The organism is Sphaerimonospora mesophila (assembly GCF_001417795.1).
Taxonomy (GTDB): domain Bacteria; phylum Actinomycetota; class Actinomycetes; order Streptosporangiales; family Streptosporangiaceae; genus Sphaerimonospora; species Sphaerimonospora mesophila.
In genome coordinates, this window is the sequence record NZ_BCBX01000041.1 from 179,294 (window position 1) to 195,146 (window position 15,853).

Genomic DNA, 15,853 nt, shown 5'->3' on the forward strand with positions numbered 1-15,853 from the left:
TCGGTCCCGGGTCACAAGTCCTTCGTCAAGGGTACAGAGGCGTGCGAACGGATGAAGTCGAGGCTGCCCTCGAAGATCAGTGGTGCGTCGTTGTCGAGTGTCGCGACATGATAACTGTCGGTCAGCTCCCTGATCTCCAGGTTCTGCCCCATCCTGGCGCGGAGGAACGCCGTGCTGGCCGGTTTTACGACATGGTCATCGCGGCTGTGGAACACCAGCACCGGCTGGGTGACCTTGCCGATGTCGGTCTGGACGAGCCTCCACAGCCGGGGCAGCGTCGCCGCCGCCCGCACCGGGGTGCGCGTGTAGCCGATCTCGGCCATGCCGCCCTTCTTGATGTCACCGGCGACGCCGGCGACCGAGGGCACGAGCCATTTCAGCACCGGAGCCAGCCGCAGCAGCGGCGCGTCGCTGACCACGGACGGGTTCACCACCACCACCCCCTGGACGGCGTCGCCGTGCACCTCCGCCAGGCGCAGCGCGAGGCAGCCGCCCATCGACAGGCCCATCACGAACACCTCGGCGCACCGCCCGCGCAGGTCGGCGAACGCCTTGTCCACCTCCGCGTACCAGTCCTCCCAACGCGTCCGGTTCATCTCCTGCCATGTCGTGCCGTGCCCGGGCAGCCGGGGCAGCGACACGGTCAGTCCCGCAGCCGCGAGGTGCTCGGCCCACGGCCGCAGCGACTGTGGCGATCCGGTGAACCCATGGCACAGCAGAACGCCGACATCGCCGCCGTCGTGGTGGTACGGCTCGGCGCCGGGCATCACTGGCATGGGATGGACCTTTCTGTCACCGGGTCGACCCAGCGGGTTCTCCCGCCCGATAGTCCCACGTAAGGCATCGTTAGTGCGAGTGGGTGGGGCGTGCGAAGATGACCTCACGTCTTACCCGAGGGGGGTGCCCGCGTGTTCTACTGGGTGGTGAAGGCCATCCTCTGGCCGATTCTCCACTTCGTCTTCCGCCCCTGGGCGGAGGGAACGGAGAACGTGCCGAAGGAGGGACCGGTGATTCTGGCCGGCAACCACCTGTCGTTCGCCGACCACTTCTTCGGAGCCGGATTCCTGCCGCGCAAGGTGATCTCCCTGGGCAAGGCCGAGTACTTCACCGGCCGCGGGATCAAAGGACTGGTCAGCCGGGCCTTCTTCTCCGGCGTCGGCACGGTGCCGATCGACCGCTCCGGCGGCAAGGCCAGCGAGGCGGCGCTCCGCACCGGGCTGCGGGTCCTGGGGGAGGACCAGGTGCTCGGCATCTACCCGGAGGGCACGCGATCTCCGGACGGCCGGCTCTACAAGGGCAAGACCGGGGTCGCGCGCCTCGCGCTGGAGTCCCGCGCGCCGGTGATCCCCTGGGCCATGGTCAACACGTTCGAGATGATGCCGCCCGGCCGGCTGGTGCCCAGATTCGGCATCCGGCCCGGCGTCAGATACGGCAAACCGCTCGATTTCTCCCGCTATTACGGCATGGAAAACGACCGTCTCGTCCTGCGCGCGGTCACCGACGAGATCATGTACGCGCTCATGGAGCTGTCCGGCCAGGAATACGTCGACAAGTACGCAGCCAGCGCGAAAGTCGAGATGGCCCGGGCCGCCCGTAATTCCTCCTGATACAGCCGAACCGGGACGGTAACGTGACTCTGTCCGTCAACTGTCCCGGGAAACAATCGGTTGAGGAGGAGCATGCGTGAGCGTTCGTGAGGACCGCGAAGCAGTCTCTGGCTATCTGCCCCACCGTCAGATCCTGGTCGTGCTGGCCGGGGTGGCGGCGGGGATGCTGCTGGCCGCGCTCGACCAGAGCATCGTCGGCACCGCCCTGCCGCGCATCGTCAGCGAACTCGGCGGGCTCGACAAGCTGTCGTGGGTGGTGACCGCCTACCTGCTCACCTCCACCGCGTCCACCCCGCTCTGGGGCAAGATCTCCGACCTGTACGGCAGGCGGATGATCTTTCAGACGGCAATCGGGATCTTCCTCGTCGGCTCCGCCCTGGCCGGGCTGAGCCAGGACATCGGGCAGCTCATCGCGTTCCGCGCGCTCCAGGGGCTGGGCGGCGGCGGTCTCATGGCGCTGGCCTTCAGCATCATCGGCGACGTGATCCCGCCCCGGGAACGTGGCCGCTACCAGGGGTATTTCGGCGCGGTCTGGGGCGTGTCCAGCGTCGCAGGGCCGCTGCTCGGCGGTTTCTTCACCGACGGCCCCGGCTGGCGCTGGATCTTCTGGATCAACCTCCCGATCGGAGTGATCTCCCTGATCGTCACCTCGGTCGCGCTGAAGATCCCCGTGGTCCGGCGGGCGCACAAGGTCGACTACCTGGGCGCCGCCGTGATCGTGGCCGGGGTGTCGTGCTTCCTGCTCTACCTCGACTGGGCGGGCGGCGAGCTCGGCTGGACCGCTCCAGGCGCGCTGGCGCTGCTCGCCGCCTTCGTGTCCCTGGCGGCCCTGTTCGTGGTCGTCGAGCTCCGGGCGGCCGAGCCGATCCTGCCGATGCGGCTGTTCCGCAACTCGATCTTTAGCGTCGGCAACGCCTTCAACTTCCTTGGCGGGCTGGCGATGTTCGGCGGCATGATCTTCCTGCCGGTCTATCTTCAGGCGGTCCAGGGGATGTCGCCCACCGTGTCGGGGCTGGCCCTGCTGCCCGCGGTGTTCGGCATCTTCTCCACCTCGATCGCCTCGGGGCAGCTGATGACCCGCACCGGCCGATACAAGAGGTTTCCGATCATCGGCTCGGCCGTGCTCCTGGTCGCGCTGTGGCTGCTCTCGACGATGCAGGTGGACACGCCCTACTGGCGCGTCGCGATCTACGCGTACCTCTTCGGCGCCGGGCTCGGGTTCACCATGCAGACGGTCGTCACGGCCATCCAGAACGCGGTCGACCGGTCGGACATGGGCACGGCGACCAGCTCGGCCACGTTCTTCCGCTCGATGGGCGCCGCCATCGGCACCGCCGTCATGGGCGCGGTGCTCACCAACCGGCTCACCCACTACCTGACCGAGCAGTTCGGCGGGCGGGCGCCGGCCGGTGGGATCGACGCCAACGACGTGGCCGCCATCCAGCGGCTCCCGTCACCGGTGAAGGAGCACGTGCTGCTCGCGTTCACCGACGCGATCGACGACGTGTTCCTCGCGAGCCTGCCGTTCGTCGTCGCGGCGCTGCTCGTGGCGCTTTTCCTCAAGGAGATCCCGCTCGCCGCCCGCACCGGCGAACCCGTCGCCGTCGGCTAGTGCCACGGCCTGTTTCGTGATGTCGGAGCCGGTGTTTCCAGTGGTGGCCGGCTCGGGCGCGGGCCTGGTGGCGGTGACGTGGCGGTGCCGGGCGTCATGCCGCCGGGCCTGTGTTCTTCCAGGAAGGTGGGGCACAGCCGTGCACGATGACCTGGACCATGTCTTGGATGACGTCCCTGCTGACGCTCCCCGGCGGCGCAGTGACCAGGGTGAACAGCGCACCCCCGTAGAGCGCGATCAGCGCGGGAATCCTCTCGCGTGGGATGGAGAGGTCGAGTTCGTCGTGGTGCCCGGCGGTGATCTGCAACGACGTATCCTGCAGGCCCGCGAGCGCTGAGGCGAGCAGCGGCCGACGCGAGGCCTCAAGTTGTAGTTCGAAGATCGCCAGATAGCGGTTGCGCAGTGTGGTCGCCGCTGTGAGCAGCGATTCCGTCCACAGGTCGACCAGCGTCGTGGGCTGTTCGGTGGCCCGGTCGGTGTCGGCGTGATGCAGTTCGACGATGCGCTCGGCGGCGGCCACCAGCAGCGCTTCCCTGCTGCGGAAGTAGTTCGAGGCCGTTCCCGGCGGAAGGTTCGCCTCCTTCTCCACCGCACGGTGGGTCAGCCCATGCACGCCCGCGGACGCCAGCAGCTCGATGGCGGCATCGGTCAGGGCTCGGCGACGGGCCGGATTGGTGGGCGGCATGCGATCATGCTACCAATATCCGTACTAGTACGATCGTAGTGAATCCAGTGCGGAGGTCTCATGAGGATCGTGGTCGTCGGTGCCGGCCTCGGAGGAGTGGCGGCGGCAGTGGGGCTGCATCGCCTGGGCCACCAGGTGACACTCTTCGAACGAGGCGCCGAACTCCGGGAGGCGGGCACTGGAATCGTGGTCATGCCCAACGGACTCCGCGCGCTCGACACACTGGGACTGGCTGAAGACGTTCGCGGGCACGTCATACCCGCCGCCCGCGCGGGATTGCGGGACTGGCGCGGACGGCCGCTGCTGGTGACCGACGCGATCCAGGCGCAGCAGGAGGTCGGGACACCCGCCATCATCGACAGGGCAGAACTGCACCGCGCGCTCCGCGCCCCGCTGCCCGCCGGCCTGGTGCGAACCGCGACCCAGGTCGAGCGCCTGGAGCCCGACGCCACCGGGGTAACCGTGATCGGCGATGGCAAGCCCGTCGCGAGAGCGGACGCCGTGATCGCGGCCGACGGCATCGGCAGCAGGCTGCGCGGGCAACTCTTCCCCGGCCATCCCGGGCTGCGGCGGACCGGCCGGATGGACCTGCGCGGCATGCTTCCCCGTCCGGACGGCCTGGCTACAGACCTGCTCGCCGGCCAGTTGGTCGACCGCCGCAGCGGGGCGATGTTCGGCCTGTTCCCCGTCGGCGAGAACCGCCTGTACTGGTTCACCGACTCCGTCCTGCGCGGCACGCCGCCCGGCGCGGACGACGCACGCCGGCAGATGCTGTCCCTGATGACCGACTGGCACCCCCTCGTCACGGCACTGATCGAGGCCACCCCGCCCGCCGACATCTACGTCGACCCGATCACCCGCCTGGCCGAACCCCTGCCCTCGTTCGCGGTCGGCAGGATCGCGTTCCTCGGCGATGCCGCGCACGCCATGCCACCCGACCTCGGCCAGGGCGCCAGCCAAGCCTTCGAAGACGCGGCCGCACTGACCCGCCACCTGACCGGCGCCGGGCCGGCAGACGTCGCCCAGCGGCTCCTGCGCTACGACGCCGAGCGCAGGCCCAGAGCCAACCGCATGATGCGGGCGGCGTTCCGGCAATCGCGGCTGACCTCCCAGATCGGCGCCGCCGCATGGCTTCGCGACGCGTTGCTGCGCGCCATACCGTCCCGGTTCGCCACCCGACGGCTTGCCGCCCTCTGGCACGCCTGATCAGTGGTCGTGGTCTGCCGGCACGCCTGACCGCCAGGACCGGTCTCAGACGCGTTCGCGGATGCGGCGGATGTGCTCGGGGGTGGTACGGCAGCAGCCGCCGATGTGGGTGGCGCCGAGCGCGTGCCACCCCGCCGCGGCCTCGCCGTACTCCACCGGATCGGTGAGGCCGAGCCAGCGGCGGCGCGTGGCGTCCCACGTCTCGCCCGAGTTGGGGTAGACGATCGTCGCGCCCGCGTCGATCAGCTCCGGGACGAAACGCGGCGCCGTGCAGTTCACGCCCACGGCGACGACCTGCGGCAGGCCGGCGAAGACGGCGGCGCACTCGGTGAACGGCGTCCCGTCGCTGACGTGCCGCCCGTCCCGGCAGGAGAAGCTCACCCACGCCGGAATCTCGGGCGTCTCGCGCAGCAGCCGGGCCAGCGCCCGCGCCTCGGCCCGCGACGGGATCGTCTCGCAGGCGAGCAGGTCGGCCCCGGCCTCGGCGAGGATCTCGAAGCGCTCGCGGTGCCACCCGGCCAGGCCGTCCTCGTCGAGGTCGTAGTCGCCGGTGTACTCGGCGCCGTTGGCCAGGAAGGCGCCGTACGGTCCCACGCTCGCGGCCACCGACCCGGCGCCGTGCTCGTCCCTGGCCTGGACGGCGAGCGTGACCGACAGGCGGATCAGGTCGCGCGCCTCGCGCGGGGTGAGGCCGTGCCGGACGAAGCCGGGAACGCTCGCCTGATAGCTGACCGTGGTGGCCACATCGGCCCCGGCGGCGAAGTAGTCGAGGTGCGCCCGGCGGATCACATCGGGCTCCTCGACCAGCAGCCTCGCCGACCACAACTCGTCGCCGAGGTCGCGGCCGAGCGCCTCCAGATGAGTGGCGAGGCCCCCGTCCAGCACGACAGGACCGCGTGGAACGACTCGACCGTCCGACATGGTGGAACTCACCCCGCAACACTATGCGTTCCAGGTATATGGGGCTTAAAGGGCTCGTCATGCGAATGCTGCGCCGCCGGTCGCCCGTCCCCGCCGGGGGACGAGACGACCGGCCCGACACGGGAGGGGTACGGGAGCCACGGCGACCCGTTCCCACCCCGCCGTCCGACGTCATCCGCCTACCGGAACCGAAATGACGTGAGCCGCGTCAGGAACGCTTCCAGAAGGCCCGCCGGCCGGGGGCGTTCGTGAGCGCGGTCAGCACGTCGATCACCCGCCGCAGCAGGTCGTCCGGCCGGGTGCCGGGCCGCTCCGCCCTCTCGAGCTCCTCGGCGAGGGCGGACAGCTCGGCGTGGTCGCCGGCCAGCTGGGCGATCACCCGCAGGCGGCTGCCCAGATCGGACAGGTAACGCCGCAGCTCCCGCTCGGGCAGCGACGTATGGACCGCCCGCAGCCGGGCCAGCTCCTCGGCCAGCAGCGGGCGCACGGCGTCGAGATCCGCCTCGGGCGAGGCAGGCGCGCTGGTCCCGCGGCCGACCGAGAACCCACGCTTTGCCCGGCGTGCCGGGCCTGCCGGAGCGTGCGGCGGCGGCGCGGCGGGGAACGCGGCGAACGCGATCGGGCCCTCGGCCATCGGGGCGGCGGCCGCCATCGGCATGACCCCTCCCAACGCCGTCGGGGCGCCCATGGGCATGTCCCAGCCGGACGGCGGCTCCACCGGCTGGATCACATGGTGCTCGGGACGGCCGTCCGCGCTCACCCGCGAGTCGACCGCCACGAACGCGGTGAAGCGGCACAGCACGCCGAACCGCAGCGATGCCGCCACGATCCGATCCTCCAGCGAGTGATCGCCCGTGGCGTACCGGTCCTCCAGCCGCCGCAGGTGCGCCCGGGCCCACACCGCCCGCGCCGCCGGACCGTCGGCGCGGTGGCCGGTCACCCGCCGCTCCCAGGGCTCGCCGTCGGCGGTGAGGCCGCGTACGGCCATCGCGCCGGACGGCCGTCCCCGATAGCGGCCGGAGACGGTGAGCGGCACGCCGGGGAAGAGCGATCCGGCGTCCGTGACCGTGTCCGGGACGAGCTCGAAGCCCTCCGGATGCAGCGTGACGTCGGTGACGAGGGGCGCGCCGATCCTGCGGTGGATGTGCTCCATCGCCTCGTCGAGCCGGTCCTCCGACTCGACCAGCTCACAGCGGCCGCTGCCGAGCAGGGCGAGCCGGCCGAGAAAACCGGCGTTCACCGCCCGATCGATGCCCACCGTGTGCACGCGTACGCCGCCGAGCCGTCCGCCGGCGCGCTCCAGGATCTGGTCCTCGTTGCCCACCTGACCGTCGGTGACCAGGACGAGCACGCGGTCCCGCGCCCCGGCGCCGTCGTCGGCCCGCTCGCCGGCGTGCTCTTCGGGGGCGGCGTCGAGCAGGCCGAGCGCCTCCTCGATGGGGGTGAGCATCTCGGTCCCGCCGCGCGCCTCCAGCCGGGCCAGATGCTCGACGGCGCGGTAGCGGTCGCGGTCGGAGGCGTGCACCAGCCCGCCGGGGAAGGCCCGCTCGATCTCGGTGTCGAACGCCAGCACGGCGAAGCGGTCCCGGGCGGTCAGCGTGTCGACGATCCTGGCCGCCGCGCGCCGGGCCGCCACCATCTTCCAGCCCATCATGCTGCCGGACCGGTCGAGCAGCAGCACCACGTCGCGCGGTCTCGCCGCGGCCGTCGCGTCCGCCGGCGGCACCACGGTCAGCGTGAACGTGCCCTCATCGGCGTCGTCCGGGACCAGGGCGAGAGCCGTCGAGGCGTCGAACGCCAGCCGCAGGATGAAGTCGCGGTTCAGCCGCTCGCCGGGCCGCAGGCTGATCGTGTCGCCCTCGTGGACCACCTCGTGCAGGCTGGAGCGGATCTCCCGCAGGCCGAGCCCGGCCGGGTCCACCGTCACCGCGAGCGACAGCCGTACGGGATGGGGGAACCCCGGAAGCAGCACCGGCGGGGAGATCCGGGACGCGTCGGGCACCGCGTCGGTGTCCGCTGCCACGCCGCCCCCGGCCTGCGGCCCGTCCAGCGGGGCTCCGGGAACGTAGCGCGGCGCCACCACCAGCGGGAAGCGGAACTCGGCCGCGCCGTCTTCGTACGGCAGCGGCTGGCTCAGCGTGAGCCGTACCGTGACCCGCTCGCCCGGCCCGATGTTGCCGACCCGGATGGTGAAGACGTCGGGCCGGTCCTCCTCGGCGATCGCGGCCCGTCTGCCCTCGGCGAGCGCCCGATCGTAGTCGGCCCGCGCCCGCGCGCGCTCCTTCAGCACGCCGTCGATCACGCGGTCGTCGGCCTCCATGCGGAACTCGGTGACCGCCGCCCTCGACGGCAGCGGGAAGACGTACGTCGCCTCGAGTGAGACGTCGTACGGGTTCCGGAACGTCTGCACCACGGCGACCCCGGCGACCAGCCCGGTCAGGCGGGCCGTGACGTCGACGCTGTCGAGCGGCAGATTGCCGCGTTCGGTCTCCAGGGCCCCGAGCCCGGCGTCCTGAGCCGGCCGGCACTCCTCCGGCCGCAGATGCGTGATGGGAATGGTCATGGCGTTTCTTCCCTTTCGCGGGTAAGGGGGCCGGGCAGCCGCCGTCCGGGCCGTGCGTGGCGGGACATGATCTGTCAGACACCCCCCAGGCCGAGTTCGGTGAGCGTGGCCAGCAGCGGCCCGGCCGCCCGGCCGATGGCGGCCAGCTCCTCCGGGGTCGGCGTGCGTCCTTCGAGCAGGACCGTCACCCCGGGCGCGAGCCGTACGCCGAACACCACGTCGAGCGATGCGTCAGACGTGATAGGTGCGGTCTCCGCCGCGGGTACGGCGGCCGCCGGCGTGGTGTCGCGGGCCCAGAAGCGGCCGCGGGCGGCGGCCGCGGGCGCGGTGGTTCTCGGTGTGGTGTTCGCGGGCGCGGTGTTCGCGGGTGCGGCGGGCGCGGGCGGCGGACCGGCCGGGAGAGCGGCGATCCGCTGGAGCACGGCGTCGGTGGCCCCGGCGAGCTCCGCCTGGATGGCGGCGATGGACAGGCCGTCGGCCTGACGGCGTTTCACCGCGACGAGCTGGAGCAGATGGCGCCGCCCGTAGAGCGCGACCCGGCCGCGGCGGGCGAGCGGCGGGTCGAGCAGGCCGATCGTCGTGTACCACCGGATGAGCCGCTCGTTCGGCACCTCGCGGACGCGGCCGTCACCGCCGCCGGCCGGGCCGTCGACCCCCGCCCGAGGCGGGATGAGCAGGGCCGTCGCCCGCTCCACCAGCTCGCCGATCGTCCACGTCTCGTCCATGCCTCCACACTGACACTGTCACGATGACACTGTCAACGTCTCTGCCTGTCCGTCGCCGGTGAGTTTCAGCGTCCAGACCTGGTCGACGACCGGGTGGCCGTTCTCCTCGTTCGCCCGCTCCTCGACGAGTTCGAACCCGGCCGCCTGGTAGATCCTTCTGGCGCCGGCCAGGATGTCCCTCGTCCACAGCGTGATCTGCGGATATCCGGCGCGCCGGGCGAAGTCCAGGCATTCGCCGACCAGCCGTCGTCCGATCCCCATGCCCCGTGCGTGCGGTTCGACCAGCAGCAACCTGAGCTGGGCCGTCTCGTCGTCCTTGCGCACACAGAAGACGCAGCCGACCGGCTCGCCGCCGATCTCGGCGATCCAGCCCGCCTCCCGACGCGGGTCGTGATGGTCGGCGTAGTCGGCCACGACCCTGGCGACCAGGGCCTCGAAGGCCATGCCCCAGCCGTACTCCTCGCTGTAGAGCGCGCCATGCCGGTGCACCACCCACCCGAGGTCGCCCGGGCGCGGCGCCCTGATGACGTACGGCTCACGCCGCTCGGCCGGCTCCAGGGTCTCGCGGATGGCGGCCATGCTCGTGAGCAGGCGGTGCCGCTCCGCACCGGTCAGGTCGCCCAGCATGGCCTCGATCTCGGCGGCCGAGCGTGCGTCGAGCGTGCGGTACGCCTCCAGGCCGCCGTCCGTGAGCCTGACGACCTGGCGCCGGCCGTCCTCGGCCGACCGTTCACGCAGGACGAGTCCCTCCGCCTCGAACTTGGCCAGGATCCGGCTCAGGTAGCCGGGGTCGAGGCCGAGGAGCTCCCTGATGAGGACCGCGTCGGCCGCCCCTCGAGTGCCGAGTTCGAACAGCACCCTGGCCTCCGTCAGAGAGTAGGGGGTGTCCAGCAGGCCGGCCCCGAGCACGCCGATCACTTCCGTGTAGAAACGGTTGAAGCCGCGGATCTCCGCCACCGGGTCCATCGTCGCCTCCAAAAATCTTTGACTCAGTCAAAGATAGTTCGAGGGCGGTCCGATGGGCCAGGCGTTTTCGCGACCCGTGTCTCCCAGGTTGTGGGGCGACGTCAGGTCGAGCGGCCCGTGTTCGCCCGCCGGTCCGGTCGGCCTTCCTCAATCGCCCCAGTCACGGGCCCGCTCGACCGCGCGCTTCCATCGGGCGTAGCCCGTGCCGTCGTCCGGGCCGGGCTCGAAGCGGCGGTCGAGCCGCCAGGTCTCGCGCAGTTCCTCGGGCGAGGACCAGACACCCGCGCCCAGTCCCGCGAGGAACGCCGCGCCGAGGGCCGTCGTCTCCTGAACGACCGGCCGCTCGACCGGCGTGCCCAGCTGGTCGGCCTGCAGGCGCATGAGCAGGTCGTTGCCGCTGGCGCCGCCGTCGGCCTTCAGCACCGCCGTCTCCACGCCCATCTCCCGGATGGCCTCGACGATGTCGCGCACCTCGAACGTGATCGCGTCGAGGGTGGCCCGCACCAGATGGGCGGCCCGGGTGCCGCGGGTGATGCCGAGGATGGTCCCCCGGGCGTCGGGGTCCCAGTACGGCGCGCCGAGCCCGGTCAGGGCGGGCACGAACACGACCCCGCCGGAGTCGGGCACGCTCGAGGCGGCGAACTCCGAGTCGGCCGCGGCCTGGATCAGCCCGAGTCCGTCGCGCAGCCACTGGACGGCCGCTCCCGTGACGAAGATCGACCCCTCCAGGGCGTAGGTCATCTCGCCGGAGGGCGCCTGCCAGGCGACGGTGGTCAGCAGCCCGGCGTGCGACCTGACGATCCGCCCGCCGGTGTTGACCAGGATGAACGAGCCGGTGCCGTACGTGCACTTGATGTCGCCGGGGGAGAAGCAGGTCTGGCCGAACAGCGCCGCCTGCTGGTCGCCCGCCACGCCGGTGATCGGCAGGTCGAGCCCGAGGAACGCCTCGGGCGAGGTCCGTCCGATCTCCCCGTAGTTCGGCACGATCCGCGGCAACGCGGCGGACGGCACGCCGAACAGGTCGCACAGCTCCGCCGACCACTCGCCGGCGGCGATGTCGTAGAGCAGGGTCCTGGAGGCGTTGGACGGATCGGTGACGTGCCGGGCGCCGCCGGTGAGCCGGGCGATCAGGTAGGAGTCGACGGTGCCGACGGCGACCTCCCCGGTCGCCGTCCCCTTCCAGGCGCGCGGGTCGTTCTCCGCCAGCCAGGTCAGCTTCGTGCCGGTGAAGTAGGGGTCGAGGCGGAGCCCGGTGAGCTCGGACACCCGCGGCTCGTGCTCCCGCATGCGCTCGCAGACCGCGGTCGTGCGCCGGTCCTGCCAGACGATCGCGCGGCGCGGCGCGGCCAGCGTGGCGCGGTCCCACAGCACGGCGGTCTCCCGCTGGTTGGTGATCCCGACGCAGCACGGCCGGGTGGTCGCGGCGTCCAGGGCCGTACGGCAGGCCGCGAGCGTCGCCTGCCAGATCTCCTCCGGCACGTGCTCGACCCAGCCGGGATGAGGGAAGTGCTGGGCGAACTCCTCATACCCCCGGCCGTCGATCCGCCCGTCGGCGGTGACGACGAGAGCGGTGACCCCGGTGGTGCCGGCGTCGATGGCCAGCACGCTCGCTTCGCGCCCATCGTGGGAGACTGAATGGTGAAGGGCCGGTCGGGTAGGGGTGCTGGCCGTGGTGAGTTCGGTCACGTAACCTCGCTTTGGTCTATACCAATGTCGGTAGGCTGGTGCAGAATGCGGTGCGTCGACACGGCGTGCCGCACCAGTCTGGCCGTGTATTCCCTTATGGAGGAACCCGTCATGCGCATTGGAGTCCTTACCGGAGGCGGCGACTGCCCCGGGCTGAACGCGGTCATCCGCGCCGTCGTCCGCAAGGGCATCGGCGTGTACGGGCACGAGTTCGTCGGATTCCGCGACGGCTGGCGCGGGCCCCTCGAGGGCGACACCATGCCGCTCGACATCCAGGCGGTCCGGGGGATCCTGCCGCGGGGCGGGACCATCCTCGGTTCCTCGCGCACCAACCCGATCAAGATCGACGGCGGCGTCGACCGGATCAAGGAGAACCTGGCCGAGGGCGGGATCGACGCGCTGATCGCGATCGGCGGCGAGGACACCCTGGGCGTCGCCAAGCAGCTCTTCGACCGCGGGGTGAAGGTCGTCGGCGTGCCCAAGACGATCGACAACGACCTCAACGCCACCGACTACACCTTCGGCTTCGACACCGCCGTCAACATCGCCATGGAGGCCATCGACCGCCTCCACACCACGGCGGAGTCCCACCACCGCGCGCTGATCTGCGAGGTCATGGGCCGTCACGCGGGGTGGATCGCGCTGTACGCCGGCATGGCCGCCGGGGCGAACGTCATCCTCATCCCGGAGAAGCCGTTCGACATCGAGAAGGTCTGCGCCTACGTCGAGTCCCGGTTCAAGACGAGGTACGCCCCGATACTGGTCGTCGCGGAGGGGGCGCATCCCCTTGAGGGCCAGATGGAGCTGCAGAGCGGCGAGCTGGACGCGTTCGGCCATGTACGGCTCGGCGGCATCGGGGAGATGCTCGCCAAGGAGATCGAGAAGCGCACCGGCAAGGAGGCCAGGACCACGGTCCTCGGCCACATCCAGCGGGGCGGCACGCCGTCGGCGTCCGACCGCGTGCTCGCCACCCGGTTCGGCCTCGGCGCGATCGACGCGGTCAACGAGGGCGACTTCGGCAAGATGGTCGCCCTGCGCGGCACGGACATCATCCGGGTCGGCCTCGACGAGGCCACCGCCGAGCTGAAGACCGTGCCGGTCTCCCGCTACGAGGAGGCCGAGGTCTTCTTCGGCTGATCCGCTGATCTCGAGACGCTCCCGACGGCCGGGCGGTGGGTCCCACCGCCCGGCCGTCGGGTGATCGGACCTCGCCGCGCGGACTAAAGTGGTGGGCTCGTGCGTTGTGCTCTGCCGGAGGTAGGTGAAGCGATGTCAGTGTCGGCCGGGTCGGTCCTGGGTGAGCCGTGTGTGCTGCTCAAGCTGGGCGAGGTGGTCCTCAAGGGCAGGAACCGCGAGCTCTTCGAGACGCGACTGCGGTCGAACATCAAGGGCGCGCTCAAGGACTACCGCGTCGAGGTCCGCCAGCGGCACGGCGTGATCGCGATCTTCTTCCCGGAGGGTACCGACGACGAGGTCGCCGAGGCCGTCGCCCGGAGGGTGTCCGACGTGCCCGGCATCGTGCTGGTCCACCTCGCCCGGCGGGTGGCCAAGGACCCGGAGGCCATCACCAAGGCGGCCATCGAGCTGATCAAGGACTCCGCCGAGGTGGCCAGGAAGGCGCGCTTCGCCGTACGGTCGCGGCGCAGGGACAAGCGGTTCCCACTGCGGTCCAACGAGCTCGACCGCCTCGTCGGCGGCACGATCAACGACACGTACGGCCTGCCGGTCGATCTCAGCGACCCCGAGCTGACCGTGCACATCGAGGTGGACAGGGACGAGGCGTTCCTGTTCACCGGGGGCCTGCCCGGCCAGGGCGGCCTGCCGGTCGGCTGCAGCGGGCGGGCGCTGGCGCTGCTGTCGGGCGGCATCGACTCGCCGGTGGCGGCCTACCGGATGATGCGCCGGGGCCTGCGGGTGGACTTCCTGCACTTCTCCGGCATCCCGTTCACCACCTCCGAGTCGATCTACAAGGCGTACGCTCTCGTGCGCAACCTGGACCGCTTCCAGGGCAAGTCGCGCCTGTGGGTGGTGCCGTTCGGCAAGGCCCAGCAGTCGATCAAGGTCTCCGGGCAGGACCGCCTCGCGGTGATCGCGCAGCGGCGGCTGATGCTGAAGACCGCCGAGGAGGTGGCGCACCGAATCCGCGCCGAGGCGCTCATCACCGGTGACTCGCTCGGCCAGGTCTCCTCCCAGACGCTCACCAACATCACGGCCCAGGACAACGCGGTCGACCTGCCGGTGCTGCGGCCGCTCATCGGCCTGGACAAGACCGAGATCATGGCGGAGGCACGGCGGATCGGGACCCTAGCGATCTCCGAGCTGCCCGACGAGGACTGCTGCACGCTGCTCGCCCCCCGCTCGGCCGAGACCCGGGCCAAGATCGAGGATCTCAAGCAGATCGAGCGGCGCCTGGACGCCGAGGATCTCGCCGTCCAGCTCGCGGACTCGATCCGCCCCTACAAGCTGGACGACTTCCAGCAGTGACGGGGACCTCCACCGGGATCGAGGGAGCGAAAACCGCACGCGAAGCCCGCGAGGAGCGGGCTTCGCGGCGGATCGGAGCCTCCTCCCGGCCTGGCGGCGGGGCTTGACCAGGGTGTGATCTCGCCACGCCGGGCGGGGTGCTCTAGACGGGCGTCGCGGCGGTGGACAACTCGGGGGAGACCGTGAGGGTGCGGTTCACCAGTGGCGGGAAGTCGCGCACGACGGTGGCGAGCTCGGCCAGGTCGGCGTCGACCAGGGCCTGCGGGCCGTCGCACAGCGCCTGCTCGGGGTTGGGGTGCACGTCGATGATCAGGCCGTCGGCGCCGATCGCGATCGCGGCCCGGGTCAGCGGCAGCACGAGGTCGCGCCGGCCGCCCGAGTGCGACGGGTCCACGATCACCGGCAGGTGCGACAGCCGCTGCACCACGGGCACGGCCGAGATGTCCAGGGTGTTGCGGGTCGCGGTCTCGTAGGTCCGGATGCCGCGCTCGCACAGGACGATGTCGAGGTTGCCGCGCTGGGCGATGTACTCGGCCGCCATCAGCCACTCCTCGATGGTCGCCGTCATGCCCCGCTTGAGCATCACCGGCTTGCCGGCCGCGCCCACGGCCTGCAGCAGCGCGAAGTTCTGCGCGTTGCGGGTGCCGACCTGCAGCATGTCGGCGTACGACGCCACCAGCTCCACGTCATGGGCGTCCACGACCTCGGTGACGATCGGCAGGCCGGTCTCCTCGCGCACGTCGGCAAGAATGCGCAGGCCCGCCTCGCCCAGCCCCTGGAAGGCGTACGGCGAGGTGCGCGGCTTGTAGGCGCCCCCGCGCAGCAGCGTCGCACCGGCGGCCTGGGCCATCCTGGCCGCCTCCAGCGTCTGCTGCGGGGTCTCCACCGCGCACGGCCCCGCGATCAGCGTCACCGTGTCCGGCCCGATGGGCACGCCGCCGACCCGCACCGTCGTCCGCTGGGCATGGTTGTCCCGGCTCACCAGCTTGTACGGGGCGGACACGCGCACCACGTCGGCCACACCGCTCATGCCGCGCAGGTTCAGCGTCGTGAACTGCTCGACGTCGCCGATCAGCCCGATGATCGTACGGCTCACGCCCCGGCTGGCGAAGGCCTCGCCCCCGGCCGTGGCGACGAGCTCGACGATCGCGTCGACGTCGTCCTGCGTGGCCTCGGGGGCCATGACGATGACCATGATCACTCCTTCTTCTGACGAACATCGCTGTGACAAACAGAAGGCCCCGGGTCCGACCGGACCCGGGGCCTTCGTTCGCCTGGCTGTCAGCGCAGCGCTTGCGGGCGAGCGGTCCTCACGGGTCCGTCGCCATACCAAAACACGAAAAACGCAGAAGCGGTGCGCATGGTCGAAATATAGCGCATGCCCCTCGCGCCCGGGGG

13 protein-coding genes are annotated in these 15,853 nt (G+C 71.2%); 5 read left to right on the forward strand and 8 right to left on the reverse strand.

All coding sequences use genetic code 11. From position 1 onward, the window contains the following. Nucleotides 1–11 precede the first annotated feature (11 nt). The gene (locus AP234_RS23425) at nt 12–776 is read right to left on the reverse strand and encodes an alpha/beta fold hydrolase (RefSeq protein ID WP_055481850.1); all 765 of its coding nucleotides are present in this window, start codon (nt 774–776) and stop codon (nt 12–14) included. Between the two features lie 132 nt (nt 777–908). On the opposite strand from AP234_RS23425, the gene AP234_RS23430 reads away from it, so the two are divergent. Next, nucleotides 909–1,607, forward strand: a complete 699-nt coding sequence (locus AP234_RS23430) for a lysophospholipid acyltransferase family protein (protein WP_055481851.1) — start codon at nt 909–911, stop codon at nt 1,605–1,607. A 76-nt stretch (nt 1,608–1,683) separates the two neighbouring features. Continuing rightward, a complete protein-coding gene (locus AP234_RS23435) occupies nt 1,684–3,219 on the forward strand; it encodes an MDR family MFS transporter (RefSeq protein ID WP_055481852.1) in 1,536 nt (511 codons plus the stop codon). A gap of 94 nt (nt 3,220–3,313) precedes the next feature. On the opposite strand, the gene AP234_RS23440 is transcribed toward AP234_RS23435, so the two are convergent. After that, nucleotides 3,314–3,904 (reverse strand): TetR family transcriptional regulator, encoded by a 591-nt coding sequence (locus AP234_RS23440; protein WP_055481853.1) that lies wholly within the window; start codon nt 3,902–3,904, stop codon nt 3,314–3,316. A 60-nt stretch (nt 3,905–3,964) separates the two neighbouring features. On the opposite strand from AP234_RS23440, the gene AP234_RS23445 reads away from it, so the two are divergent. Beyond that, nucleotides 3,965–5,110 (forward strand): FAD-dependent monooxygenase, encoded by a 1,146-nt coding sequence (locus tag AP234_RS23445; RefSeq protein WP_055481854.1) that lies wholly within the window; start codon nt 3,965–3,967, stop codon nt 5,108–5,110. Between the two features lie 45 nt (nt 5,111–5,155). Here AP234_RS23445 and mmuM read toward each other — a convergent pair whose 3' ends face one another. The 5 genes from mmuM to glpK all read right to left on the reverse strand — a co-directional run bounded on the left by mmuM (nt 5,156) and on the right by glpK (nt 11,890). Continuing rightward, complete coding sequence (gene mmuM, locus AP234_RS23450; RefSeq protein ID WP_055481855.1) at nt 5,156–6,031, reverse strand: homocysteine S-methyltransferase; 876 nt, start codon at nt 6,029–6,031, stop codon at nt 5,156–5,158. Between the two features lie 208 nt (nt 6,032–6,239). Continuing rightward, on the reverse strand, nt 6,240–8,594 hold the full coding sequence (locus AP234_RS23455; protein WP_055481856.1) for a VIT domain-containing protein: 2,355 nt from the start codon (nt 8,592–8,594) through the stop codon (nt 6,240–6,242). 74 nt (nt 8,595–8,668) lie between these two features. Continuing rightward, a complete protein-coding gene (locus tag AP234_RS23460) occupies nt 8,669–9,319 on the reverse strand; it encodes a MerR family transcriptional regulator (RefSeq protein WP_055481857.1) in 651 nt (216 codons plus the stop codon). A gap of 18 nt (nt 9,320–9,337) precedes the next feature. Then, nucleotides 9,338–10,285, reverse strand: a complete 948-nt coding sequence (locus AP234_RS23465) for a GNAT family N-acetyltransferase (RefSeq protein WP_055481858.1) — start codon at nt 10,283–10,285, stop codon at nt 9,338–9,340. A 147-nt stretch (nt 10,286–10,432) separates the two neighbouring features. Next, the gene (glpK, locus tag AP234_RS23470; protein ID WP_055481859.1) at nt 10,433–11,890 is read right to left on the reverse strand and encodes a glycerol kinase GlpK; all 1,458 of its coding nucleotides are present in this window, start codon (nt 11,888–11,890) and stop codon (nt 10,433–10,435) included. A 192-nt stretch (nt 11,891–12,082) separates the two neighbouring features. Between glpK and AP234_RS23475 the strand changes: the two genes are divergently transcribed. Next, complete coding sequence (locus AP234_RS23475; protein ID WP_055481860.1) at nt 12,083–13,108, forward strand: 6-phosphofructokinase; 1,026 nt, start codon at nt 12,083–12,085, stop codon at nt 13,106–13,108. 132 nt (nt 13,109–13,240) lie between these two features. Further along, nucleotides 13,241–14,455, forward strand: a complete 1,215-nt coding sequence (gene thiI / locus AP234_RS23480) for a tRNA uracil 4-sulfurtransferase ThiI (RefSeq protein ID WP_055481861.1) — start codon at nt 13,241–13,243, stop codon at nt 14,453–14,455. 142 nt (nt 14,456–14,597) lie between these two features. Here the strand turns inward: thiI and aroF are convergent, their stop codons facing one another. Next, complete coding sequence (aroF, locus tag AP234_RS23485; RefSeq protein WP_055481862.1) at nt 14,598–15,650, reverse strand: 3-deoxy-7-phosphoheptulonate synthase; 1,053 nt, start codon at nt 15,648–15,650, stop codon at nt 14,598–14,600. Nucleotides 15,651–15,853: the final 203 nt, after the last annotated feature.